This window comes from Streptomyces cacaoi (assembly GCF_006539165.1).
In the GTDB taxonomy this organism is placed as follows: Bacteria; Actinomycetota; Actinomycetes; order Streptomycetales; family Streptomycetaceae; genus Streptomyces; species Streptomyces cacaoi.
Genome location: NZ_BJMM01000002.1, coordinates 484,259 through 506,748, shown reverse-complemented (window position 1 = coordinate 506,748; position 22,490 = coordinate 484,259). Strand labels below are relative to the sequence as shown.

The 22,490-nt window shown below is 73.7% G+C and carries 22 protein-coding genes; 4 read left to right on the top strand and 18 right to left on the bottom strand.

Annotation, left to right across the window (positions count from 1 at the left end; genetic code table 11):
* Positions 1 to 44: 44 nt before the first annotated feature.
* The 4 genes from SCA03_RS02565 to SCA03_RS02550 form a co-directional block, all read right to left on the bottom strand.
* Positions 45 to 1,307 carry an APC family permease gene (locus SCA03_RS02565; protein ID WP_086816356.1) on the bottom strand — a complete coding sequence of 421 codons (1,263 nt, stop codon included), beginning with the start codon at positions 1,305 to 1,307 and terminating at the stop codon, positions 45 to 47.
* Between the two features lie 84 nt (positions 1,308 to 1,391).
* A complete protein-coding gene (locus SCA03_RS02560; RefSeq protein ID WP_086816358.1) occupies positions 1,392 to 2,354 on the bottom strand; it encodes a hypothetical protein in 963 nt (320 codons plus the stop codon).
* Entirely contained in the window at positions 2,351 to 3,604 is a 1,254-nt protein-coding gene (locus tag SCA03_RS02555) for a glycosyltransferase family 4 protein (protein WP_030874924.1), read from the bottom strand. Before SCA03_RS02555 ends, SCA03_RS02560 begins: the two co-directional genes overlap by 4 nt.
* A 222-nt stretch (positions 3,605 to 3,826) precedes the next feature.
* A complete protein-coding gene (locus tag SCA03_RS02550; RefSeq protein WP_086816360.1) occupies positions 3,827 to 4,291 on the bottom strand; it encodes an SRPBCC family protein in 465 nt (154 codons plus the stop codon).
* Positions 4,292 to 4,337: 46 nt separating this feature from the next.
* Here SCA03_RS02550 and SCA03_RS02545 point away from each other — a divergent pair, with 46 nt between their 5' ends.
* On the top strand, positions 4,338 to 4,955 hold the full coding sequence (locus tag SCA03_RS02545) for a TetR/AcrR family transcriptional regulator (protein WP_037865472.1): 618 nt from the start codon (positions 4,338 to 4,340) through the stop codon (positions 4,953 to 4,955).
* Positions 4,956 to 5,046: 91 nt separating this feature from the next.
* On the opposite strand, the gene SCA03_RS02540 is transcribed toward SCA03_RS02545, so the two are convergent.
* The 4 genes from SCA03_RS02540 to SCA03_RS02525 are packed head-to-tail and all read right to left on the bottom strand — an operon-like array spanning position 5,047 to position 7,760.
* Complete coding sequence (locus tag SCA03_RS02540; protein ID WP_030890003.1) at positions 5,047 to 5,595, bottom strand: hypothetical protein; 549 nt, start codon at positions 5,593 to 5,595, stop codon at positions 5,047 to 5,049.
* Positions 5,596 to 5,600: 5 nt separating this feature from the next.
* Positions 5,601 to 5,933, bottom strand: coding sequence for a helix-turn-helix transcriptional regulator (locus SCA03_RS35900; protein WP_230988449.1), 333 nt, complete (start codon positions 5,931 to 5,933; stop codon positions 5,601 to 5,603).
* Entirely contained in the window at positions 5,926 to 6,786 is an 861-nt protein-coding gene (locus SCA03_RS02530; RefSeq protein WP_030874928.1) for an ABC transporter permease, read from the bottom strand. Before SCA03_RS02530 ends, SCA03_RS35900 begins: the two co-directional genes overlap by 8 nt.
* Positions 6,783 to 7,760, bottom strand: a complete 978-nt coding sequence (locus SCA03_RS02525) for an ABC transporter ATP-binding protein (RefSeq protein WP_086816366.1) — start codon at positions 7,758 to 7,760, stop codon at positions 6,783 to 6,785. Before SCA03_RS02525 ends, SCA03_RS02530 begins: the two co-directional genes overlap by 4 nt.
* Positions 7,761 to 7,963: 203 nt before the next feature.
* On the opposite strand from SCA03_RS02525, the gene SCA03_RS34940 reads away from it, so the two are divergent.
* A complete protein-coding gene (locus SCA03_RS34940) occupies positions 7,964 to 8,110 on the top strand; it encodes a hypothetical protein (protein ID WP_158102314.1) in 147 nt (48 codons plus the stop codon).
* Between the two features lie 4 nt (positions 8,111 to 8,114).
* Here SCA03_RS34940 and SCA03_RS02520 read toward each other — a convergent pair whose 3' ends face one another.
* From SCA03_RS02520 to SCA03_RS02485, 10 genes are all read right to left on the bottom strand, one after another.
* Positions 8,115 to 9,194, bottom strand: coding sequence for a glycosyltransferase family 2 protein (locus SCA03_RS02520; RefSeq protein ID WP_086816368.1), 1,080 nt, complete (start codon positions 9,192 to 9,194; stop codon positions 8,115 to 8,117).
* Positions 9,191 to 11,800 (bottom strand): M16 family metallopeptidase, encoded by a 2,610-nt coding sequence (locus tag SCA03_RS02515; protein WP_170223827.1) that lies wholly within the window; start codon positions 11,798 to 11,800, stop codon positions 9,191 to 9,193. Before SCA03_RS02515 ends, SCA03_RS02520 begins: the two co-directional genes overlap by 4 nt.
* On the bottom strand, positions 11,797 to 12,702 hold the full coding sequence (locus tag SCA03_RS34935) for a hypothetical protein (RefSeq protein ID WP_030890015.1): 906 nt from the start codon (positions 12,700 to 12,702) through the stop codon (positions 11,797 to 11,799). Before SCA03_RS34935 ends, SCA03_RS02515 begins: the two co-directional genes overlap by 4 nt.
* Complete coding sequence (locus tag SCA03_RS02510) at positions 12,687 to 13,490, bottom strand: flavoprotein (RefSeq protein WP_230988448.1); 804 nt, start codon at positions 13,488 to 13,490, stop codon at positions 12,687 to 12,689. The genes SCA03_RS34935 and SCA03_RS02510 overlap by 16 nt, the downstream gene beginning before the upstream one ends.
* Positions 13,487 to 14,437 (bottom strand): LLM class flavin-dependent oxidoreductase, encoded by a 951-nt coding sequence (locus SCA03_RS02505; protein WP_086817886.1) that lies wholly within the window; start codon positions 14,435 to 14,437, stop codon positions 13,487 to 13,489. The genes SCA03_RS02510 and SCA03_RS02505 overlap by 4 nt, the downstream gene beginning before the upstream one ends.
* Positions 14,438 to 14,622: 185 nt before the next feature.
* A complete protein-coding gene (locus tag SCA03_RS02500) occupies positions 14,623 to 16,374 on the bottom strand; it encodes an ABC transporter ATP-binding protein (protein WP_086817887.1) in 1,752 nt (583 codons plus the stop codon).
* A gap of 121 nt (positions 16,375 to 16,495) precedes the next feature.
* Complete coding sequence (locus SCA03_RS34930; RefSeq protein WP_169729690.1) at positions 16,496 to 16,657, bottom strand: LxmA leader domain family RiPP; 162 nt, start codon at positions 16,655 to 16,657, stop codon at positions 16,496 to 16,498.
* A 77-nt stretch (positions 16,658 to 16,734) separates the two neighbouring features.
* Positions 16,735 to 17,877, bottom strand: coding sequence for a class V lanthionine synthetase subunit LxmK (lxmK, locus tag SCA03_RS02495; protein WP_086817888.1), 1,143 nt, complete (start codon positions 17,875 to 17,877; stop codon positions 16,735 to 16,737).
* Positions 17,878 to 17,976: 99 nt separating this feature from the next.
* Positions 17,977 to 19,128: a glycosyltransferase family 2 protein gene (locus SCA03_RS02490; RefSeq protein ID WP_086817889.1), complete on the bottom strand. Its 1,152-nt coding sequence runs from the start codon at positions 19,126 to 19,128 to the stop codon at positions 17,977 to 17,979.
* A gap of 12 nt (positions 19,129 to 19,140) precedes the next feature.
* The gene (locus tag SCA03_RS02485; RefSeq protein WP_086817890.1) at positions 19,141 to 20,175 is read right to left on the bottom strand and encodes a T3SS effector HopA1 family protein; all 1,035 of its coding nucleotides are present in this window, start codon (positions 20,173 to 20,175) and stop codon (positions 19,141 to 19,143) included.
* A gap of 183 nt (positions 20,176 to 20,358) precedes the next feature.
* Here SCA03_RS02485 and SCA03_RS02480 point away from each other — a divergent pair, with 183 nt between their 5' ends.
* Both SCA03_RS02480 and SCA03_RS02475 read left to right on the top strand, forming a co-directional pair.
* A complete protein-coding gene (locus SCA03_RS02480; RefSeq protein WP_030874943.1) occupies positions 20,359 to 21,426 on the top strand; it encodes a glucose-1-phosphate thymidylyltransferase in 1,068 nt (355 codons plus the stop codon).
* Complete coding sequence (locus SCA03_RS02475; protein WP_086817891.1) at positions 21,423 to 22,403, top strand: dTDP-glucose 4,6-dehydratase; 981 nt, start codon at positions 21,423 to 21,425, stop codon at positions 22,401 to 22,403. Before SCA03_RS02480 ends, SCA03_RS02475 begins: the two co-directional genes overlap by 4 nt.
* The last annotated feature ends 87 nt before the right edge of the window (positions 22,404 to 22,490 follow it).

Genomic DNA, 22,490 nt, shown 5'->3' with positions numbered 1-22,490 from the left:
GAGAACCGGCGCCGCCCGGCGGAAGGCCACCGGGGGACGTTCCGTCAGGCGACCGCCCGGCGGACCGCGTAGGCGACGGCCCCGAGCGCCAGGACCGCGGCTCCCGTCACGACCGACGACGCGGGCAGGGCGCAGGCCAGCACGAGGCAGCCGGCCAGCCCCAGGAGGGGAACGGCCCGCACCGGTTGGCCCTCCTGGGGCGTGAGCGTGAGAGCGGCGGCGTTGGCGACGGCGTAGTAGACCAGCACGCCGAAGGAGGAGAAGCCGATCGCGCCGCGTACGTCCGCACCGGCGGCGAGGGCCGCCACCACGGCGCCGACGACCAGCTCGGCCCGGTGCGGCACCCCGAACCTCGGGTGCACGGCGGCCAGCGCGTGCGGCAGATGCCGGTCGCGGGCCATGGCCAGGGTGGTGCGGGAGACGCCGAGGATCAGCGCGAGCAGCGAACCGAGGGCGGCGACGGCCGCGCCCACGCGCACGACGGGCGCGAGCGCGCCGGCGCCCGCGGCCCGGACGGCCTCCGACAGGGGTGCGCCCGCACCGGCGAGACCGTCCGGGCCGAGCACCGCGAGCGCCGCGACGGCGACGGCGGTGTAGACGAGGAGGACGAGGCCGAGCGCGAGGGGGACGGCCCGGGGAATGGTGCGCCGCGGATCGCGGACCTCCTCGCCCAGGGTGGCGAGGCGGGCATACCCGGCGAAGGCGAAGAAGAGCAGGCCCGCCGCCTGGAGCACGCCCCCGAGGGTGAGGCCGTCGCCGGGCTTCAGCCGTACCGCGTCCGCGGCGGACGAGGTGAGGGCGGCGGCCACCGTGGCGGCGAGCACCGCCAGCACGACGGCCACGACGGCCCGTGCGAGCCGGGCGGATCTGTGCACCCCGGCGTAGTTCACCGCGGTCAGCACCACCACAGCGGCGACGGCCACGGCGTGGGCGTGGGCGGGCCACACGTAGGAGCCGACCGTCAGCGCCATCGCCGCGCAGGACGCCGTCTTGCCGACGACGAAGCTCCAGCCCGCCAGATAGCCCCAGAAATCGCCCAGGCGTTCCCGGCCGTAGATGTACGTGCCGCCCGAGGTGGGGTGGCGGGCAGCGAGGCGCGCGGACGAGGTGGCGTTGCAGTAGGCGACGACGGCGGCCACCGCAAGACCGAGCAGCAGGCCCGAACCTGCCGCTTCGGCGGCCGGACCGAACGCGGCGAAGACCCCCGCGCCGATCATCGATCCCAGCCCGATCACGACGGCGTCCGCCGGGCCCAGCCGGCGGCGCAGCCCGTCCGGTGCCCCGGCGGCGTCCGGTGCTCTGCTCATGGCTCGCTCCCCTGCGGTGCGCCTCCTGCGGAGGCCGGCATCCGCTGACGATACGGAGCCTTGCGGCCGGACGGGCGTGCCCCGCTACCCCACCTCCACCGACAGATTGTTGTTGACCGTGTAGTACGGCCGCACCGGGTGGGCGGTGCCGTCGCCGTCCGTCACCTGCTGGGCCGGGTAGCTGAAGACCCGCTTCTTGTTCAGGACGTCGTCGAGTATGCGGGCGACGCGTACCGGCTCCTCGTTCTCGGCGGGGCGCAGCCACAGGTCCCATACGCCGCCGAAGGACAGCAGGGCGTCCAGGGGCAGTTCGGTGGTGAAGCCGCGTACCGGGTGCCGTCCTTCGGGGCCGTCGTCGGGTGCGGTCGCCTGTCCGGGGTGTTCCTCGGTGTCCGGGCGCACGGGGACGCGCACGGGTGCGGCCGCGGCGTCGCGGGGGCGCGCCTCCAGGTGTGCGGTGGTGTCGAGGCGCACACCGTGGAAGGTGCCGTGCAGCTCCATGACGCCGTCCGCCAGGTGCAGCGCGCCCGCCTCCGCGTGCGGGCGGCGCAGCCAGGCGCGGACGGAGAGATTGCCGTGCTTGGTGGTGTAGGGGATCCGCACGCCGAGCCAGGCGTGTGCCGGGAAGGTCGCACCGGCGGCGAGGGAGCGCAGATCGTTCATGCCGGGCAGCAGGCGCAGCAACTCCTCGTCGCCCAGGTCGAGATGGGCGTCCCAGCGCCCTTCGCGCAGCAGCGCGGTGCCGGCCAGCGTCGCGTGGAGCGTCTCGCCCGCCTCCGCACGGGCGAGCGGCAGCCGGACGGTGGCGTCCGGGCCGTGCTGCTGTCGCAGGCGCAGAAGGACGGCCGCGGACTCCGGCGCCTCGTGGGCCGGGACGTCCGCCGCGGTCTCGTCGAAGAGCCGCACCGCGAAGGCGAGCCCGCCGCGGCTGTCGGCCGTGCAGTCGGCGCGGGCGTGGTCGATGCGGCGAGCGGCGGGAGCGCCGGCGCGGTGCGGGGCCGGCGCCGGTACGGCGCGGGGCGGTGTGCCGAGGTGTTCCTGAATCATGACCGTGCTCCTTCCAGCGCGTGGCTGACTCCCTGCCGGATCCTGTCCTTGGCCGCGTACGCTCCGCCGAGCAGATTGCCGCGCGCCCGGTGGACCGCGCCGGGCCGGTGGTTCACCAGCGAGGTCAGCAGTTCCTCGTAGCGGGCGGCCACCTCCGCGGGGTCGAACCGCGCCGACGCGGTGAGCGCGGCCTTGCCCATCCGCGTCCGGAGGCCCTCGTCGTCGATGAGGCGCAGCAGCGCACCGGAGATGGCGCGCACATCGCCGGTGGGCACCAGGAGGCCGTCCTCGCCGTCGCGGATGATCTCCTTGGGCCCGTGCGGGCAGTCGGTGGCCACGACCGGGAGCCCGCACCGCATGGCCTCGACGATGGTCATCCCGAAGGATTCGAGGCTGGAGGTGACCGCGCAGATCGCGCCCTTCACCCACTCCGCCTCGATGGGGTTGGCCGAGCCCATCAGGAACACGTGGTTGTAGAGGCCCAGTTCGTCGATGAGCTTGCGCAGCTTGCCTTCCTCACGGCCGTGGCCGTAGATGCGCAGCCCCCAGTCGGGGCGCTCGCTGACGACCTCGGCGAAGGCGCGTACGAGCACGTCGTAGCGCTTGGCCGGGGCGAGCCGGCCGGCGGCGACGACCCATTTGCCGCTGCCGTCGGCGGGGCTGACGGCCGGCTCGGGCACGCTGTTGGGCAGGGACTGGACGTGCACACCGGGCAGCCACATGTGCTTGCGGTAGTCCCGGGCGTCGGCCTCGGTCACCGTGGTGACGGCGTCCAGCCGGGGGTAGTTGCTGCGCAGCACCCGCTTCAGCCGTGCGGAGTGGGTGGCCAGCGTGAGGTGTTCCTGGCCCAGGCGCACGGGGCCGCGGCGCGTCTGCCGGGCGACGTGCACATTGAGTCCGGGCCGGGTGCCGATGACGACGTCGGCCTCGGTGGTGGCCAGGTGTTCACCTATCAGGCGGTCCGTCAGCGCGCTGTGCTGCTTGTAGTTGCCGTCGGCCGCGGGGAAGACGGTGGCGGGGAGGGCGTGTTCGGGATCGTCGCCCTGGTAGCCCGGTCTGTGCCGCCGCATGTCGACCAGCGACCGCAGCCGCACACCGTTGCCCGGTTCGAAGAACGGCTTGTCCCGGTACCGGAAGACGGACACGACCTCCACCTCGTGCTGCTCGGCCAGCGCCTGCGCCAGATTGAAGGTGGTACGGACGGTTCCCCCCATCCCGTACGCACTGAAGATCAAGAAAGAGATGTGCATATCCCCTCCCACTCGTCAAAAAGGCACATGCCCGACCGACAGCTGACATCCCGCCACCACAGCGACGAGGCGAGATGTCATCCCGTACGTCGTGCGGTGTCGGTCCCGGGGCGTTTTCTCCGCCCGGTACGTTCACTGTGATGACAAGCGGCACGGGTTTGTTCACGGGTTCTTGTCCGCACTCTGTAACAGGCCATGGGCCCGCTTCCCCGCCGGGCGGTGTCAGCTCCCGCCACCGGTCGCGTGGCGGGCCAGCTCCTCGGCCAGACGTCGCATGACCGTGCGGTTGGCGTTCCGCATCGCACCCCGGACGAACGGCGCCAGCAGCCGGTCGGCGAGCGGGGCGCGCAGCCAGGAGTAGGTGAACGAGACGCGGCTCCGCCCGGTCTCCAGCGGTTCGATGGTGTAGGTGCCGTGCGCCCGGCGCCGGCCGCCGGCGCTGACGTTCCGCTCGACGATGCGCCGGGGCGCCTCGGCCTCGACGACCTCGATGGTGACGTCGGTCCTGGTTCCGCCCAGTGCGGCGGTGACCGTGGCGCACGCTCCCGTGCCCCGGCCGGGTCCGCTGTAGCGCCAGTTGGTCAGGTAGTGGTCGGTGAAGCGCTCGTGGTGTGCCATGACGTCGAGGAAGTCGTAGATCTGAGCGGGCGTGTGCGGAACATCGATCGCTACGGTGACAGGTCTCATGTACCAGACGGTACAGACGTCGTGTACCACTTGGTACGCTCCCTCGATGGTGAATCCGGAGAACCCGCGGCCTTCCGGCGCGACCGCGCGCGGTACGGACGGGAACCGACGCGCGGAACTGGTGGAAGCGGCCGTCGACCATGTCACGGCGCACGGCATCGGGGATCTGAGCCTGCGCCGTCTCGGTGCCGCGATCGGCGTCAGCCACCGGATGCTCATCCACTACTTCGGCACCAGGGAGCAGCTGCTCGTCGAGGTCGTCCGGCGGTCGGAGCGGCGCCAGCGCGAGCTGCTGTCCCGGCTGCACGCGGAACCGGGCCGCTCCCCCGCCGAGGTCGCGCGGCTCCTCTGGCGGGAGCTGTCCGACCCGCGGCTGGCCGGACGGGAGCGGCTCTTCTTCGAGATCTGCGGATACGCGCTCCGGGGGCGCCCCGAGGCCGTCCGGGTCCTGGACGGGATCGTGGCGGACTGGCTGGAGCCGCTCGTGGCCGCCGAGGTCGCCGCGGGCGCGGACGCCGGCACGGCCCGCAACCGCGCGAGACTGGGACTCGCCACCGTCCGCGGCCTGCTGCTCGATCTGCTCGCCACCGGCGACCGCGCCGGAGTCGACGCGGCGCTGGAGGAGTTCCTCCGGCTGTTCTACCCGCCGGAGCGACCCGGGTGAACGGGAGCGCCGCGCGGGGCGGCGGGGTCGTCCGCGAACACCCGGGCCGGGGCGGGCACTTCCGTGGCCGTCCGCCTCGATGGCTCCCCTCTCAGAACTCCTCCTCGCCCGGCTCGTCGTCGCTCTCGGCCGGCTGGGTCCAGGTCAGCCAGGCGGCCGGGAAGAAGACGTTCAGGGCCAGCAGCAGGAAGGCGGCCGGGGGTACGGCGGCCATGTCCACCTCGTCGGTGAGGCCGCTCAGCAGGAGGGCGGCCACGAAGGCGACGGCGAGGGCCACGTTGGTCACACGGTCGCCCAGCAGCCGGGCACGGGCCTGCTCGGCGCGCTGGCGTTCGTCCAGGTCGTGGTAGTCGGAGCGGAAGCGGCTGGCGAGGCCGATCTGGGTGCCCACCACCGCGAGCAGCCCGCCGGTGACGACGACCACGAGCAGGCCGACGAGCCGGTTCTCCCCGCCCGCCAGCAGCCGGATGCCGCCGGCGAAGAGCACGGCGGACACCGCCTCGGCGACGACGAGCGGACGCCGGCGGCGCCGGGACATCCACCGCCTGCGCACCTTCTCCGACTCGACCTTGGCCCGCAGCCTGTCCTGCCGGCCGTCCCGTTCTCCGTCCCGGCCTCCGACGGCGTTCTCCGGCGTCACGCGCGTCACTCCTCACTTCCGATTCTGGGGAACGGCTCCAGCGCGAAGACCGACTCCACCGAGGTGCCGTAGTACGCGGCGATCCGCAGCGCCAGATGCAGGCTCGGGCTGTACTCGCCCCGCTCCAGATAGCCCACGGTCTGGTAATGGACATCGAGCGCGTCGGCCAACTGCCGCCGGGAGATGCCCCGTTCGATGCGCATGAGCGCGATTCTGTTGTAGATGCGCTCCGAGGACTTGTCCCCGGTCGCGGCGCCCCGGCCCGGCTGACCCGGTTTGCTCGCCTTGCCCGCCTTGCGCACCTTCTTTCCCGTCGGTGATTCCGCACCGTCAGACACGCTGCATCGCCTTCAGTCTCGATTCGTCCAGGGTGGCTCCGTTGACCGTACGCGTCATCCGCCGCAGCAGGACGAGCGCGAGGGCGAAGCCTGCCACGGCCCACAGGGCCAGGACTCCGAGGGTCTCGGGCACCCGCCAGCTCCCGCCGATCTCCAGGGCCAGCATCGTGTCCGGCAGCATGGCGGCCCGCATGCCGAGGCCGAGCCAGTACAGCGGGGTGAACTGCACCAGCGTCTGCACCCAGTCCGGCATCCAGGACACCGGCATGAGCACGCCGGAGATCACCGTCAGCCCCATGAAGGGGATCATCAAAGAGCCGATCGCGGTGCGCGGATTGTCGAAGCAGGTGCCGAGGATCGCGCCGATGGGCAGGCACGCGGCGAGGCCGAGCACCATCATGCCGAGCATCTGCGGGCCGCCGTCGGCGAGGCCGTCCGCGACGCCGTCGAACAGCAGCAGTCCGGCGACGAGGACGAGCACGACGGACAGCAGCGTGTTCAGCAGCATGAAGACCGTCTTGCCCCACAGATAGGAGGCGATTCCGCCGGGCAGCGCCTTGGCGCGCAGCAGCGTGCCGTCCTCGCGTTCCGTCGTCAGATACGTGGCGGTGCCGACGAGCCCGTTGTAGACGAGCATCATCGCCACGATGCCCGGCAGGGCGGCCGTGGCCGTGCTGATCCCGGTGTCCTCCAGGGTCTCGTTCCGCTGGAAGAACACGACGAGGACGAAGGCCAGCGACATGACGACGGCGCTGAAGAGTTCGTTGCCGCTGGCGAGCAGTCCTCTGAACTCCCGCCACCCGCGCTCCGCGCCGAGGCGGAGGGTCTGGGCCGTACGCGTGTCCGCGCTCACTGCTGCCTCCTCAGGGGGATGCTGCCCGCGGCCTCTTCGGCCCGGCCGGATTCGTGCAGCCGCACCATCTCCAGATAGACCTCCTCCAGGCCGGGCCTGCGGACCTGGAGGTCCTCGATCTCCTCGCCGTGACGCTCGAACAGCTTCCGGGCGAAGCCGGTGCCGTCCGGGGTGAAGGTCACCTGCCGCTCGCCGCGGTGGGTCCAGCGCACCTCGGCGTCGCTCTCCAGCTGGGCGGCCAGTGCGGCGGGGCTGCCGCCGGCGACGATCGTGCCGCCGGAGAGGATCAGGATGCGGTCGGCCAGCTTCTCGGCCTCGTCGAGGTCGTGGGTGGTGAGGAGGATCGTGGTGCCCTCCTCGCCCGCGAGGCGCTGCACCAGCGCGTGGAAGTCCCGCCGCGCCACCGGGTCGAAGCCCGCGGTGGGTTCGTCGAGGAACAGCAGCTCGGGGCGGCCGACGATCCCGACGGCGACGTCCATGCGCCGCCGCTGGCCACCGGAGAGCGAGCCCACCTTGGCGTCCGCCTGCTCGGTGAGCCCGACGGTTTCGAGGAGTTCGTCCACGTCGCGGGGGCGGGGGCGCTCCGGTGTGCCGTACGGGGCGTAGTGGGCGGCGAAGTGCGCGAGGAGTTCCCGTACCCGCCATTTCGCGTGGTCGCGCCAGGATTGCAGGACCACGCCCAGCCGGGCCCGCCACGCCTCGTTGCCCCGGTCCGGGTCGACGCCCAGCACGGACACCTCGCCGGACGATCTGCCGCGGAAGCCTTCGAGGATCTCGACGGTGGTGGTCTTGCCCGCGCCGTTGGGCCCGAGGAGCACCAGCACCTCGCCCTGCTCGACCCGGAGGTCCACGCCGTTGAGGACGTCGTGCGTCCCGTAGCGCATCCGCAGGCCGCGTACGTCGACCGCCGGTTCGCGCTCCGGCGCTTCGGGCGGGCGCTCACTCGGCCGTCGAAGGTTGTTCTGCACCGCCATACGACACCTTCCCCCTCGTCTCAGGTCTACTTCTAGAGATAGCACACCTACTACATTCCATCTAGAGGTTGCTATCGACAGCGCCGGGGTGCCCGGCCGGCGGGCCCGTTCGGGTATCCCCCCGGGACCGCCGCGGCGGGAGGCTTCGGGGGCAGGCACGGTCCCGCCGGACCCGGCGGCGTCTTCTCGGAGGTAGCACGTCCATGGCCCACAGCACCGACCGGGCACGGCGAAGCGGCACGGCACACGGCCGCGCCCGGCCCCGCTCCGCGCGCCGCTTCCCCCGGCCGACCGTGGAGGCGATCTCTGCCGCGGCACGGGTGGTCACGCTGATCTGGCGGCCCCGGTAGCCCGTCAGCCGCCGGAGGCGCCCCGGGCGAGCAGCCCGTGCAGGAACTCCCGCTGCCTCACGTCCCGGTCCCGCATGACGGCGCTCATCCGTGCCGCCTGGTCCTTCGAGGTGCACCAGGCCGGGTCGTAGAGCAGATGGCCGTCGCGGCGGCGCGCGTGCCGCAGTTGTGTGAACACATGGGTCCGCGCCCCGTCCGACCGCTCGCGCAGCGCGCCGAGCACCTCGGCACGGGCCGTTCCGGGGGCCGTACGGAACCGGTCGTCGCGCGCCAGGGCGTCCCACCAGTCGGCGAAGTCGGCCGCGTACAGGGCGGCGAGCCGGTCGCGGGTGCCGTCGTCGGCCAGCGCGTCGAGGCAGCCGCGTGCGGCGTCCTCGCTGTCGGTGCGGCCGACCGGGATCGCGTAGCGGGCGCGTACCGATTCGGTACGGGTGTCGCTGCCCCGGTAGATGACCGCGGTGCGCTCCAGGACCGGCTGGAAGGCGTGGCCCGCCTCGCCCAGGCGCCACCACAGGTCCCAGTCCTCGAAGCCGGCGGTGTCCGTCGTCCAGCCGCCGACGGACTCGACGACGCCGCGCACGTGTCCGACCCTGGCCGGCTCGAACAGCGCGTAGACCGCCTGTAGATCCGGGTGCCAGACCATGTCGGCGGGCTCGGTGCGGCCGGTCTCCCGCCCCTCGTGGTCGATGTAGGTGGCGCCGGTGGCCACGATCTCGGCTCCGCGCTCCAACTGCTCCAGCAGCGTGCGCAGATGGTGCGGCTCCCATAGGTCGTCGTGGTCGAGGTAGGCGATGTACGGGGCGCGGGCGTGGGCGAGGCCCACGTTCCGTGGACCGCCGGGATGGCCGTGGCGCTCGCTGCGCAGCAGGGCGATCCGGGGATCGCGGCAGCCGAGCACCACGTCCTCGGTGTCGTCGCTGGAGGCGTCCGACACGACGAGGAGCCGCCAGTCGCCGACGCTCTGCTCCAGGACGCCGGTGAGCGTCGGCCGGATCGCCGTCGAGCGGTTGTAGGTCGGGCAGATGATGTCGATGCGCGGCCTGCGGCTGCCGGTGGCCTCGCGCAGTACCTCGGTTCCCGTCATGCCGTCACCTCTCCGCACACGGCGGCCGCCGCCTGCCTCGCCTGCTCCGCCTCCTCGGCGCCGGCGCGCAGCACTCCCGTGAACCGCGCCTCGCCGAACAGCCGTCGGGCGGCCTCGGCCACCTCCTCGACACCGGTCTCGCGCAGGGCCCGCGGCAGGTCCAGCAGCGTCCGCGCGGACTGCCCCTGCGCGCCGGCCCGCACCAGGTGGTCGGCGAGGGCCGCCTGGGAGTCGAAGACCCCGCTCAGCTGCCCGGCACCGAACTCGGCCACGCGGCGGACCTCGGCCGCGGTCGGCGGGTCGGCCGCCAACAGCCGCAGCTGCCCGCAGACGGCGGCCACTCCGTCCCGCACCGTGCCGGGAGGCATCCCGGCGGAGACGAGCACGCGGCCGGCGCCGAAGAGGACGTCACGGCCGGCGAGGGCGAACCCCCCGGCGAGCGGCGCACCGGCGGCCCCGCTCAGCGAGGCGAAGCGGGAGCCGGGCTGGCCGCCGAGCACGCCGACCGCGAGGAAGCGCGCGGCCTCGCCGCGGGTGGCGTCGGTGGGCGTCCCGGGCGCGGCGTGGGGCGTGGGGTCGGGGGCGCACAGGCCGAGGAACGCCACCGGGGTGTGCGCGTCGGGCGGCAGGATGCGCAGGCCCGCCCGCGGTGCGGTGTCCGGTGCGGTCCGCCGGCGCGGTCCGGCCTGCCACGGGCCCAGCAGCCGGGAGGCCGCGGCGGCCACGTCGTCCGGCCCGGCGTCGCCGACCACCACGAGGGTGGCGCCGTCCGGGACAGCACACGCCGCTGCCGCTTCGCCCCGCGTCCGCCCGGCGAGGACGTGCCAGGCCAGGTCGTTCTCCGTGCGCGCCCGCAGCGGGCGGCGGGGGGCCGCGGGCGGGGAGGCGAGCGGGGAGGCGAGCGGGGGGACGAGCGGGGGGACGAGGACGGCGCGGAGTTGCGCGAGCAGGTGCTCGGTACGGTCGGCCGGTGCGCTGCCCGTCATGGTCAGCCGGATCCCGTCGCTGCGGACGGACCACGGGCCGCCGGCGCAGCGTGCGCGCAGCAGGGCGGCGGCCGACTCCAGTACGGCCTCGTCGGCGGCGCGGGCGCCGCTGTCGGGAAAGCGCAGCCGGGCCTCGACGAGCGGGGCGTGCCCGGCACGGACCGCCGTCACGCGCAGGCCGTTGCCGAGCGTCGTCTCCCGCAGGCCCCGCACGGACGGCGCGTGGCGTGTGCCGAGCGCAGGCCAGGCGGGGGCGGGCGCCGGGTCGAGCGGAGCGGGCGCCGGATCGGGCGCGGGCGGGCCGGAGCCGAGCAGCCCGTCGGGGAGCGGCGCGGCGGCCGGCCGGCCGCCGCCGGGTACGACGGCGAGCACCGCGCACGGCGATCCGTCGAGCCCCGAGGCCGCGGCCGTGACGTCGTCGGGCCCGAGCCGTGCCAGCAGCCGGGGCACCTCGTCCACCAGCGACGGGTCGCCGAACAGCAGCTCGGTCCTGCCGCGGGCCCGGCAGCGGGCGAGGAGGTCGTCGTGCGTGCGCCGCCATCCGGCGCCGACAGCGGCGACGTCGTCGGGGCGCGGGTCGGCGGCGGCCTCCCGCAGGCTCGCGCGGACGGCGTCGGCGACGGTCCGGGGCGGCACGTCGCCGGGGACGGTGGCGGTGCAGACGAGCGCGTCCGGGTCGAGCGCGTCGAGCGGCGCGAAGAAGCCGCACCGGGCGCGCAGCGGCACCGGCGGCGCCCCGGGGACGTGGACCGGCCGCCGGGACGCGAGCCCGGCCAGGGCGAGATGGGCCAGATAGCCCGGCAGTTCGGCGGCGGGGTCGGGCAGGCGGTGGCCGACGGCGACGGCGGTCGCGCCGCTGCCCGGACCGGTCACCGTGCGGATCCGGTCCTCGTGCGCCGCGGGTTCCGCCAGCGACGGCCGGTCGGGGACGGGCCGCGCGGCGATGCCGGCGAAGTGGTGTCCGGCCATGTCCAGCACCTCGTCGGGGTGTTGCGGGGCGAGGACGGTCAGTACGGCGTTGCCGGGGCCGTAGTGCCGCTCGAAGAACGCGGCGCACTCGGCCACCGTCGTCCCGGCCAGCTCGCGCAGATCGCCGTATCCGTCGTGTGCGTTGGGGAAGGCGGAGAAGAGCACACCGGGCAGCAGGGGCCAGGGCAGGCCGCCGTGCGGCCGGTCGTGGATGCGGCCCTTGATCTCCCAGGCCACCGCCGCGAGTTGGCCGGCGAGGGCGTGCTCGGTGAGGACGGGGGCGCGCATGCGGTCGGCCTCGCAGAACAGCGCCCGCTCCAGCCACTCGTGCGGGACCACCTGGTGGAAGTCGGTGTAGTCCTGGTGGGTCGAGGCGTTGCCGTTGCCGCCCGCGGCCAGCAGCCGGTCGATGTAGGCGCGCCCCGGCAGGGACTCGCTGCCCTGCGTCATGAGGTGCTCGAAGAGGTGCGCGAAGCCGGCCCTGCCGGGCGGCTCCGCCCGGTAGCCCACCCCGTAGTGGACGCTCACCGCCGCGCGGGGCGCTCCGGGGACGGTCTCCACCACCACCCGCAGGCCGTTCGGCAGCCTCGCGCGGGTGACGGTGGAGCTGCCGGGCGCGGCGGTTGCGGCGGGCACGGTCGTGCGCGTCACTCGCGACTCTCCTTGATCAGATGCCCCAGGAAGGCGGCGGCGCGGGCGAACTCCCGCTGGTCCCAGCCCACATAGGCGATGAAGTCGTGCAGATGCAGGGCGATCCGCAGCACCGCCATACGGCGCAGCCCGGTGTTCTCGGAGACGCCGTACGCGCGCAGCAGGCTCCGCAGCAGCTCGTGCCAGACCTGTGTGCCGCCCTTGGCGGCCAACCGCCACTGGAACTCCATCAGTTCGCCGACGATCCAGCCGAGGTCCCACAGCGGTGGTCCGGCCGCCACGTCCTCGCCGGCGAGGAGCCCGGTACCGGTGCCCTCGCCCGGCACGAGCGCGCCCAGGCCGGGCGCCCCGTGCAGCGCCGCCGACCGGTCCTGGAGCGCCTCGTCGGACCACGCGCGCAGCCGTGCCCAGCCGGGCGCGCCGAGCAGCGGCCGCAGGAACTCGGCGGAGCGCGCCGCGTCGGGCCGCTCGGCGGTGCCGTCCAGCCAGGCGGACAGGCGCAGCAGGCCGGGCGGCGGGGCGGCGCCGGGCGGGGGCGGCTGGTCGTGCACGGCGCGCAGCAGTCCGCCGGCGCCGGCGAGCGGGCCGGTGACGGCGGCGCACGCCTGGTGGCCGCCCACCAGCAGCCGGTGGGCGCACGACTGCCAGCCGGGGGCGGTGTAGCGGCGCGGTTCGGTGCCGTCGGCGGCGAGGACGAAGCGGGCGCCGGCGGACTCGGCGGCGGTCAGGACCGGCAGGAGTGTCTCGTCCGGGTAGCGGAACGCGGCGGGCGCCGCGTCGCCCCGGGCGCGCTCCCAGCGGTAGCGGCCGTCGTCCTGCTCGTACACGGTGGTGCGCAGCAGCCCCGTCGCGAACGCCAGCACCGGGGCGCGGCCGGTCTCCGTGGTCATACGCGCGCCCATGCGGCCGGTGGCTCCTCCCGGGAGTACGGCCCGTCCGCGGCCGGGCCGCTCCGCTCCCCCTGCTCACCGCGCTCGTCCCGGCCGCCCTGCTCGCCGCGGTCGCCGCGGTCGCCGCGGTCTCCTTGGTCGCCTCGGGCTCCTTGGTCGTCTCGCTCGCCGCGGTCGTCCGGCGTGCCCGGTCCGTCGGCGCGCAGGCCGCCGACGGCCTTCAGCACGTCCAGCAGCGGCGGGATGACGGCGCTGTCCTGCCGCCGTCCGGGCCGGGCAGCGCTGCGCGCCGGAACCACCACGACGTTGTCCCGGGACTCCAGTTCCGCGACGTGCCGGGTGTAGGCGGCGCTCCGGGCGCCGCCGGGTGGCGGCATGGGCGCGAGCGCGATCGGCGCTGTGGTGCACTGGCAGGCGATCATCACGGGGGTGTCGGCCATCCCGAGTGCCAGCCGGGCCAGGAAGTTCATGGTGGCGGGGTAGACCACGACGGCCTCCGCCCACTCCGCCAGCTCCGCGTGCAGCGGCAGCCCGCCGGTCTCCTCCTCCGGCCAGGCGTCGCGCACCACTTCGCGCTCGGCGCGCAGGGCGAGCGCAGTACGGGTCACGAACCGCTCGGCGCTGCGCGTCACCGCCACCCGCAGCTCCAGGTCGCTGAACGAGGACCTCAACCAGCCGATCCAGAAGGGCAGTTCGGAGACGCTGACGGAGCCGGTGCCCACGACGAGCAGCCGTGAGAAGCCGAAGACCGAGCGTACGGAGGTGTCCACCTCCGGCACACCGGCCGGGTCCGCCGTCACCGGTCCACCCCCGCCAGGATCTCCTCCAGGTCCGCGGCGGCCGCCGTGGGTCCCTCGTGCATCGCGACACCGGCGAGGTTCACCACCAGTTCGTCGACGCCGGCCGCGCGGTGCGCGTCGAGCTTCTTGTCCAGCGCCGAGGGATCGCCCACCAGGAACACATCGCCGTCCACGAGGGCCGCCGCGGTCGCGTCCGGGTCCTCGCCATTCACGTCCACACCGGCCCGGCGCAGCATGTCCTGGTAGTGCGGGAAACGCAGATGGGGGGTGCGGGCGAGGACGGCGGGGTCGCGGTCCGGGCGGTCGAGCGCCATCGGTACGACCGCCACCAGCTTCGGCACCGGCCGGCCCGCCCGCTGCGCGCCCTCCTCCAGCGCGGGCCGCACCACGTCGTGGAGGTACGGGGCCGGGGCGAGCCAGGTGATGGCGACGTCGGCCACCTCGCCCGCCAGCCGGGCCATACCGGGGCGCAGCACGCCGAGGCCCACATCGATACGCGGGGTGGGCATCGGCATCAGCTCGCCGGTGAAGGAGAAGTAGTCGCCCTCCTGGCGGCAGGGGCGGCCGTCGAGCAGGGTGCGGACGACGGTGAGGTACTCGCGGGCCGCGCGCAGCGGTCTGGCGTACGGCTCGCCGTGCATCGACGCCTGGAGCGCGGTCGCGCCCGGGCCGAATCCGGCGATGACCGGCCGGCCGGTGGTGGCGGCGATCGAGCGGGCCTCCAGCGCGCCCTGGAGGGGGTGCCGGAACGGCATGAGGGAGACGCCGAGTCCGGCCTCGATACGGAAGCCGAGGCCGGTCAGGTACGCGTACAGATGGTGCTGTTCGAGCGTCATGCTCTGGCCGCACCACAGCCGTCCGCTGCGTGTCCGCTCGGCCACGGCCGCGATCCTGACGAGGCGTTCCGGCCGGGTGGGCACGACGGGGGTGATGACGGACAGCTCCACCGGTGTCTCCTTCCTCGCGCGTCTTCCGTGCGTCTTGCGTGCGGCTCGCGTGCGTCTTCCGTGCGTCTTCCGTGCGGCTCGCGTGCGGCGTGCTCGCGTCTTCCGTGCGGCTTGCCCGCGTCTCGCGCGCGGCCGTTGTGCGGTTGCCGAGCGTCGTTCGGCCGGGGCGTCCGGGCCGGGGCGGTCTAGACGCTGCTGAGCAGTTGGCCGCGGACCAGCAGGCTGTACTCCGGTGACCTGGCCATGAGTTCGTGGTGCGTGCCGTCGGCCACCACCTGGCCGCGGTCGAGGACGATGATGTGGTCGGCGTCCTGCACGGTGGACAGCCGGTGGGCGACGACGAGCAGGGCGCGGTCGTCGGCCATGCGCCGGATGGAGTCGCGCAGCAGCATCTCGTTGACGCTGTCGAGCTGGGAGCTGGGCTCGTCGAGGAGTACCAGTTCGCCCTCGGCGAGGATCGCGCGGGCCAGCGCGAGGCGCTGCCGCTGGCCGCCGGAGATGTCGGTGCCCTCGTCCAGCCGTGCGTCGAGCCCGCCGGGCAGAGCGCGTACCGCCTCTTCCATGCCGACCTCGGCCAGGGCGGCCATCAGCCGGTCGTCGGGCGGCGGACTGCTCGTGCCGAGGGTGAGGTTGGCGCGGATGGTGTCGCTGAGGAGCGTGAACTTCTGGTCCACATAGGCCATATGGGCCCGCAGGTCGGCGACGCGCCAGCGGGTGACGTCCTCGCCCAGGACCCGGACCGTGCCGCTGTCCGCGCTGATGAACCGCTCGATGAGCGAGAGCACGGTCGTCTTTCCCGCGCCGGACATACCGACGAGCGCGGTCATGCCGCGGCGCGGAATGGTGAAGTCGACCGCGCGCAGGGCCGGTTGGGAATCGTAGGAGAAGGTGACGCCCTCGAACCGGACGGCTGCCGCCGGTGTCTCCTCGGACGGGGCGGTCCGGGGCGCGGGGGCGGCCGCTTCCGCGGACTCCTCGGTGGGGGTGGCGAAGATCGCCCGGAACCGGTCCCGGGAGGCGAGCCCCGCCTGGAGGCTGCCCACTCCCATGGCGACCAGCAGCAGCGGCGCCGTCAGTTGCAGCATGTAGAGGAGGAAGGCGGCGAGGTCGGGCAGGGTGAGCAGGCCGCTGTTGAGCCGTACGCCGCCGGCGACGATGACCGTCACCAGCGCGATCTGCTGGCCCAGGTTGATCACCGGGAACAGCAGGGACGCCAGCCGGGTGGTCGTCACGCCCAGGTCGGCCGTGTCCTCGGCGAGCGCGGCGAGCTCCCGGGACGTGCGCTGTTCCGCGCGGTACGCCTTGATGGTGGGCAGCGCCTCCAGGGCGTTCATGAAGACCTGGGTCATCTTCGCCACGCTCATCTGGAGCGCCATGAAGCGCTTGCGCATCACCTTGATGATCACGACGACGCCGCCCACGGACAGGGCGAAGGACGCCACCAGGTAGAGCAGCAGCACCCAGTCGAGGAGGGCCATGATGACGGCGGTGCCGGTCACCGTGATGATCGCCATCGGCAGTTGCAGCACTCCGACGTCGACGACGGCCTTCATCTGCAATCCGTCGGTGCCGAGCCGGGCGGCGAGCGTGCCCTGGCCCTCGCGCCGCACGACGGACAGCGGTAGCCGGAGGGAGTGCGCCATGAAGCGGCTGCGGACCCTGCCGACCATCTGCTCGCCCACGCGGGAGAGGAGATACGTGGACAGGGCGTGCGCCGCGGCGGCGGCCAGGCCCGCGCCCACCATGAGCAGAACCGGAACGAGTGTGGAACCGCCGCGCTGCATGGCGGAGATGAGCCGGGCGGCGGTCAGCGGCAGGGCGAGCGTGCCGAGCGTCGAGACGACGGACAGCAGCACGATCCCGGCGATCAGCCAGGGCTGCCGGTTGACCAGCTCGCGGGTGATGCCCAGCTGCTCCTCGGAGTGCGTACGTTCCATGTTCCCCGGCTTTCTCGGACCGTGTCGGGAGCCCTGCCCATCCGCGCTCCGCGTTTCCGCGAACCGACGGATGGGCAGGGTTGATTACCGGTGTGTTCCGGGATGCTGGATCAGATCTCGATCAGCAGCCCCAGGAAGCGGTGGCGCTGATGGACGCGCTGACCGATGCGTAGATGGTGCACGGAGCGGAGGACTCCGGCGCCTCGCCGACCGCGATCTGGTTCAGCTCCTCGACATCCGCGTAGGTGTCGAAGCCGGCCACCATCTCGACGACCTCTCCCATGCTGTTCACCCCCTTTGCGCTCTCGATGGCTGATCTGAAAACAGGGCACGGGTGCGGTACTCACCCGCGCCCTGCAATCAGTTCAGCAAGGGCTCAAGGCCCAGTGATCCGACGAACCTGTCCGGGTCGAGCAGGGCGGTCCTGCCGATGCCGGCCGCCGCCCGCTCGATGCCGAGCAGCCGCGGCCGGAAGTGCGCGGTGGCGATCATCCGGTCGATCAGATGCCAGCCGGCGAAGGCGGCGGCGCGGGCGGCGAGCCGCGGGTCGCGGCCGGGGCGGCCCTGCGCGTAGCCGGCGGTGAACGCCGCCATGAGCGGCTGCCGCGCGCGGATGCGCTCCACGCCGCGGCGCAGCACGTCCTCCACCGTCAGCGACGCCGCCGTGAAGTCCACCTCGCCACGGGCGGAGACGATGTCGAGGACGGAGCGGTAGAGGCATTCGCCGATGAAGGCGCCCACGTCGCGGGCGGGGTCGCCGAGCCGCAGCTCCTCCCAGTCGGTGAGGGTGAGGTGCTCCCCGGCGATGAGGAACTGATCCAGCCGCAGGTCGCAGTGCACCGGCACCCGTGGTGCCTCCCGCTCCCGGCGCAGCAACCGCGCGACGGCTCCGCGCAGTTCGTCGTCGGTCTGGAGCAGCCGCCACATCTGGAGTTCCGCCGTGCCGAGCAGGTCGAACATCGTGTCCGGAATGCCCTCCAGCAGCTTCAGGGAGGGGAACAGCGGAACGGAGTCGTCCAGTTGGGCGGCCTCCCCGGGCCGCAGGGAGTGCAGATGCGCGACGGCTCGGCCGCAGCGGCGCGCGGTGTCCTCGTCCAGGCGCCGCTCGATCATCAGGTCGTTGCCCGGCTCGCCGTCCGTGACACGGGTGAAGGCGAAGACGGCGGCTTCGGCGTCGTGTCCGAGCAGGCGCGGCGCATCGAGTGCGGCACCGCTTTCCCGCGGGAAAGGGAAGAAGGCGCGCAGCGCGGTTTCGAAGGAGAGCAGCCGCCGCGTCCGCTGCTGAATGTCGAACGGATCCCCGGTCATACGCTTGACGAAAACCGAGGCGCCCGTGGTGGTCGTACCGCACCAGATGTCGTTGCGGCCGGGGCGGGAATCCACGGAGTTCTCCTCGAATTCACCCAGCCCGAGCCGGGCGAGCAGCGCGCCCACGGCGGGAACCCGGTCGAGTTCCCCGGACGCCGGGTGCACACCGCGCTGGGACTTCACTGAAACCGTCACGCCGCCACACTCCCCCCGGTGAAAAGTTGTCCACAAGCGCCGATTCGCCCCTTCCGCCCTGGACAACCAGGTGTGGACAACGCGTCCGCGCTCCGCTGCTCAGGAACCGACACGGTGCCCGCTCCCCCGCCCCGCGTGCCGCTCGCATTCCTCGACGAGTTCCGCCAGGACGGCGCGCTGGCGCACATCGCGCCGGGCGAGCAGCCCGGAGACACGGGAGGCGTGTGCCGGCTGGGTGCACCAGAGGGTGAGGAACAGCGCCCAGCCGTCGCCCTTGGGGCCGGTGAACACCGACTGGTAGCCGTGCTGGTTCTCCATCCGTGCCACCCTCTCCAGGCACGCGTCGCGCAGCGCGGCGACCGTGTGCCCGCGCGGGACGACGTAGTCGGGCGTCGCGGCCAGCCGCGTGTGCCAGGCGGCGAGGTCGGCGCGGGCGCCGTCCCGCATGCGCCGCGCCGTGCGGGGTTCGCGCAGCCGCTCCACCACGGCCTCCGCCACCTCGCGGGTGCTGGTCCTCGCCACGGTGATGGCGTACTTGGCGGTGATCGTCTCGCGGCGGGTGCCGTGCGTCTGGCGCATCTGCACGGTACGGCGGGCGTCGGTGGTGAACCGGATGCCCTGCTCCGCCATGCGCCACCACAGGTCCCAGTCCTCGAACCCGTGGTCGGCCTGCGTCCAGCCGCCCACCCGGGGCACCAGTTCGCGTACGTGCCCCACCCGGGACGGCTCGTTGAGCCCGGCGAGCGCCTGGATCTCCGGGTGCCACACCATGTCGACGGCCCCGACGTCCTCGACACCGCCCTCCGGGGTGAGCCGCCGGCAGCCCGTGGCCGCCGCCTGCGCCCCGGATTCCAGCATCTCCAGCAGCACCGCGAGATGGTCGGGCCGCCAGGTGTCGTCGTGGTCGATGTACGCGGCGAACGGCGCGCCGGCGTGGTGCAGTCCGATGTTGCGCGGGCCGCCCGGGTGGCCGTGGGGCGGGCAGCGGAGCAGGGCGATCCGCGGATCGTCGTAGGCGCGCACCACGTCCTCGGTGTCGTCGGTCGAGCCGTCGGAGACGACGACGAGGCGCCAGTCGCCGACGGACTGGGCGAGCACGCTGTCGACGGTCGGCCGGATCCGGGTGGACCTGTTGTGGGTGGGGCAGACGACGTCGATCCGGGATTCCCCGGCCGTCCGCCGGGCCGCGCGGAGCGTGACGTACTCGGGCGCCGTGCCCGGGCGTCGGGTGTCTGGCGTGTTGCCGTTCATCGGGTGCCGTCCTCACTCGCCGCGCGCTGCCGGGTCGGGGCTGTCGCAGTTCCTGGCGGGCCGGTCCGGGTCGATGTTGGCCTCCAGCAGCGCCTCGCGGACGGCCTGACCCGCGGGTGCGCCCTCGCGTACGGAGCGGACCAGGCCGTGTGCGACGGCGGAGGCCCGGTGCTGGCCGAAGCTCAGCCCGCGCATGCCGGTGCGGGGGTCGGACGGCTCCCAGGCCAGGGCGACCCCGGGGCGCAGCCGGCGGGCGAACACCGAGGTGGCGTCGCCCACGCCCGGCATGTCCCCGGCCAGGCGGGCGATCCTCGGATGCAGGTGCCAGGAGTCGCGGCCCAGGTACAGCACGAGCGCGTCGAAGCGCGGATAGCCGGTGCGGGTGGAGATGACCTTGGCGCGGTAGGCGGCGCCGGCGGCCTCCAGATCGGCGAGCACGGCCTCCCAGACGGCGGTCGCGGAGTCGAAGTCCTCCAGGTGCACATAGACGCGCAGGCCCGGGTCGCCGGGGTGCGGCCTGCGGGTGCCCTCGACGAAGAAGAAACCCGGGGAGAGCATCGGCCGCCGGGACGTGGCCCGCATCCGCACGACGGCGCCCGGCCGCCAGGACGCGGGCCCGCCGGCGAGCGCCGTACACGGCACCCACACCCGGACGCCCTCACGTTCCACGAGGAGGCGTTCGCCGTCCGCGCCGTCCGGCCCCCGCGGCGTTCCGGCGAGGCCGGCCGGTGCCGCCTCGGCCGCGGGCACGACGTCCCCGGTGAGGACCCGCACGCGCACGGACACCTCGCGGTGCGGCACCGCCCGGGCCAGCGCCCGGTCGCACGCGGAGTCGCGGCGGGGCAGCGGCGGCGCGGCGGACCGTTCACCGATGCCGGCGTGCAGCACCTCGTACAGAGCGACGGAGAGTTTCTTGCTCAGTTCGTGCGGCGAATCGTCCGCGATCTGCCGGTCCCCGACCGCCGCCGAACGCAGATCGCGCGCGAGCCGAATTCCGTCGAGTGCGCCATTCAGCCAGTCCGTCGATACGGCGTCATGAAGGATCACATGCCGAACTTCCCCGAGCACCGGGTTATCTGCAAGCGCCGGGCCACCCGGACAACCGCACGCACAATCCGCAGACAACGGTGGCCCGGCAGGCGATTGCGGACAATTCAGCGGGCGGCCGAGAATGACCGCCTGGGCGGCCGGGAATTCCCGTGCGGCCGCCAGGGTCATCGAGGTGGTGCAGTGAAAGCGCTCGTTCTCGCAGGGGGCAGCGGTACCCGGCTCCGACCGATCACCCACACCCGGGCCAAACAACTCGTCCCGGTCGCCAACAAACCCGTGCTCTTCTACGGGCTGGAATCCATCCGGAACGCGGGCATCACCGAGGTCGGCCTCGTCGTCGGCGACACCGCGCCGGCCATCGAGGAAGCGGTGGGCGACGGTTCGGCGTTCGGTCTCCAGGTGACGTATCTGCGGCAGGAGGCGCCGCTGGGCCTCGCGCACGCGGTGCGGATCGCACGCGGTTATCTGGGCGACGAGCCGTTCGTCATGTACCTGGGCGACAACTTCCTGGTGGGCGGCATCACCGAACTGGTCCGCTCCTTCGACCCGGCCGTCCACGACGCGCTGGTGCTGCTGACGCCCGTCCCCGATCCGGAGATGTTCGGCGTCGCGGAGGTCCGTGCCGGGCGGGTCGTCCGGCTCGTGGAGAAGCCGGCGGAGCCGCCGAGCGATCTCGCGCTCGTCGGCGTCTATCTGTTCAGCTCCGCCGTGCACGAGGCCGCCGCGGAGATCAAGCCCTCGTGGCGCGGGGAGTTGGAGATCACCGACGCCATCCAGTGGCTGATCGACCGGGGCCGCCCCGTGGCGTCCACGACGGTGGAGGGCTACTGGAAGGACACCGGCGACGTCGAGTCCATCCTGGAGGTCAACGGCCGGCTGCTGGACCGCAGGGGCGACGAGACCGCCGTCCACGGGGACGTCGACGCGGTGAGCGAGCTGACCGGCGGCGTCCGGGTGGCCGCGGGCGCCCGGATACGGCGCTCGCGCATCGCCGGGCCCGTCGACATCGCGGCCGGCACCCTCATCGAGGACTGCTCCATCGGACCGTGGACCTCCATCGGGGAGGGCTGCCGGCTGCGCGGCAGCGGCCTGCGCCGCTCCATCGTGCTCGCGCACGCCAGCATCGCCGGCGCGCACGGCATCGAGTCCTCCCTCATCGGCCACTGTGCGGAGATCGCGTCGGACGGCGACCGCGGGGCGCCGCGCCGCACGCTGGTGCTGGGCGACCACAGCAAGGTGCGGATATGACCTACCGGGTGCTCGTCACCGGCGGGGCCGGATTCATCGGCTCGTGCTACGTGCGGGCGCTGCTGAACGGCGAACTGGGGGCGGCGGCACCGGCGGCGGACGCGGCGGTCACTGTCCTGGACAAGTTCACCTACGCGGCGCACCCCGCCAACCTCCCGTCCGGCGACGGCCGTTGCACGGTGGTCGAGGGCGACATCTGCGACGCGGATCCGGTGCGCGGGCTCGTCGCCGGCACGGACCTGGTGGTCAACTTCGCGGCGGAGACCCATGTGGACCGCTCGATCCGGGACGGCGGCGACTTCGTCCGCAGCAACACCCTCGGGGTGGAGACGCTGGCGCGGGCGTGCCTCGACGCCCGGGTGCCGCGCCTGGTGCAGGTGTCCACCGACGAGGTCTACGGCTCGATCGCGCACGGCGCGTGGGACGAGTCGGCGCCCGTCGCACCGAGCTCGCCGTACGCAGCGGCGAAGGCGGGCGGCGACCTCGTCGCCCTGTCCTGTGCCCGCACGCACGGCCTGCCCGTCAGCGTGACGCGCTGCTCGAACACCTACGGGCCGCGGCAGTTCCCGGAGAAGCTGATCCCGCTGTTCGTGACGAACCTGCTGCGGGGACGGCAGGTGCCGTTGTACGGGGACGGGCGCAACGTCCGGGAGTGGATCCACGTCAGCGACCACTGCCGGGCCGTCCACCTCGTCGCCGAGCGCGGCGCACCCGGCGAGGTGTACCACGTCGCGGGCGACACCCGGCTGACGAACCGTGCGCTGACGAAGCTGCTGCTGGAGTTGCTGGGCGCCGGCCCGGAGCGGATCGCGCACGTGGCCGACCGCACGGGGCACGACCTGCGGTACGCGCTGGACGGCGGCCGGCTCGCCGCCCTGGGCCACCGGCCCCGGGTGCCCTTCCGTGCCGGGCTGGCCGACACCGTCGAGTGGTACCGCGACCACCCCGAGTGGTGGCGGCCGCTGCTGCCGGACTGACCCGGCGGGCACCGCACCGGCCAGGGCGCCGGCACCGAGCGGTCCGTGCGCCGGGTGCCGACGCCAGGCGGGGCGGCTCGTCTCCGT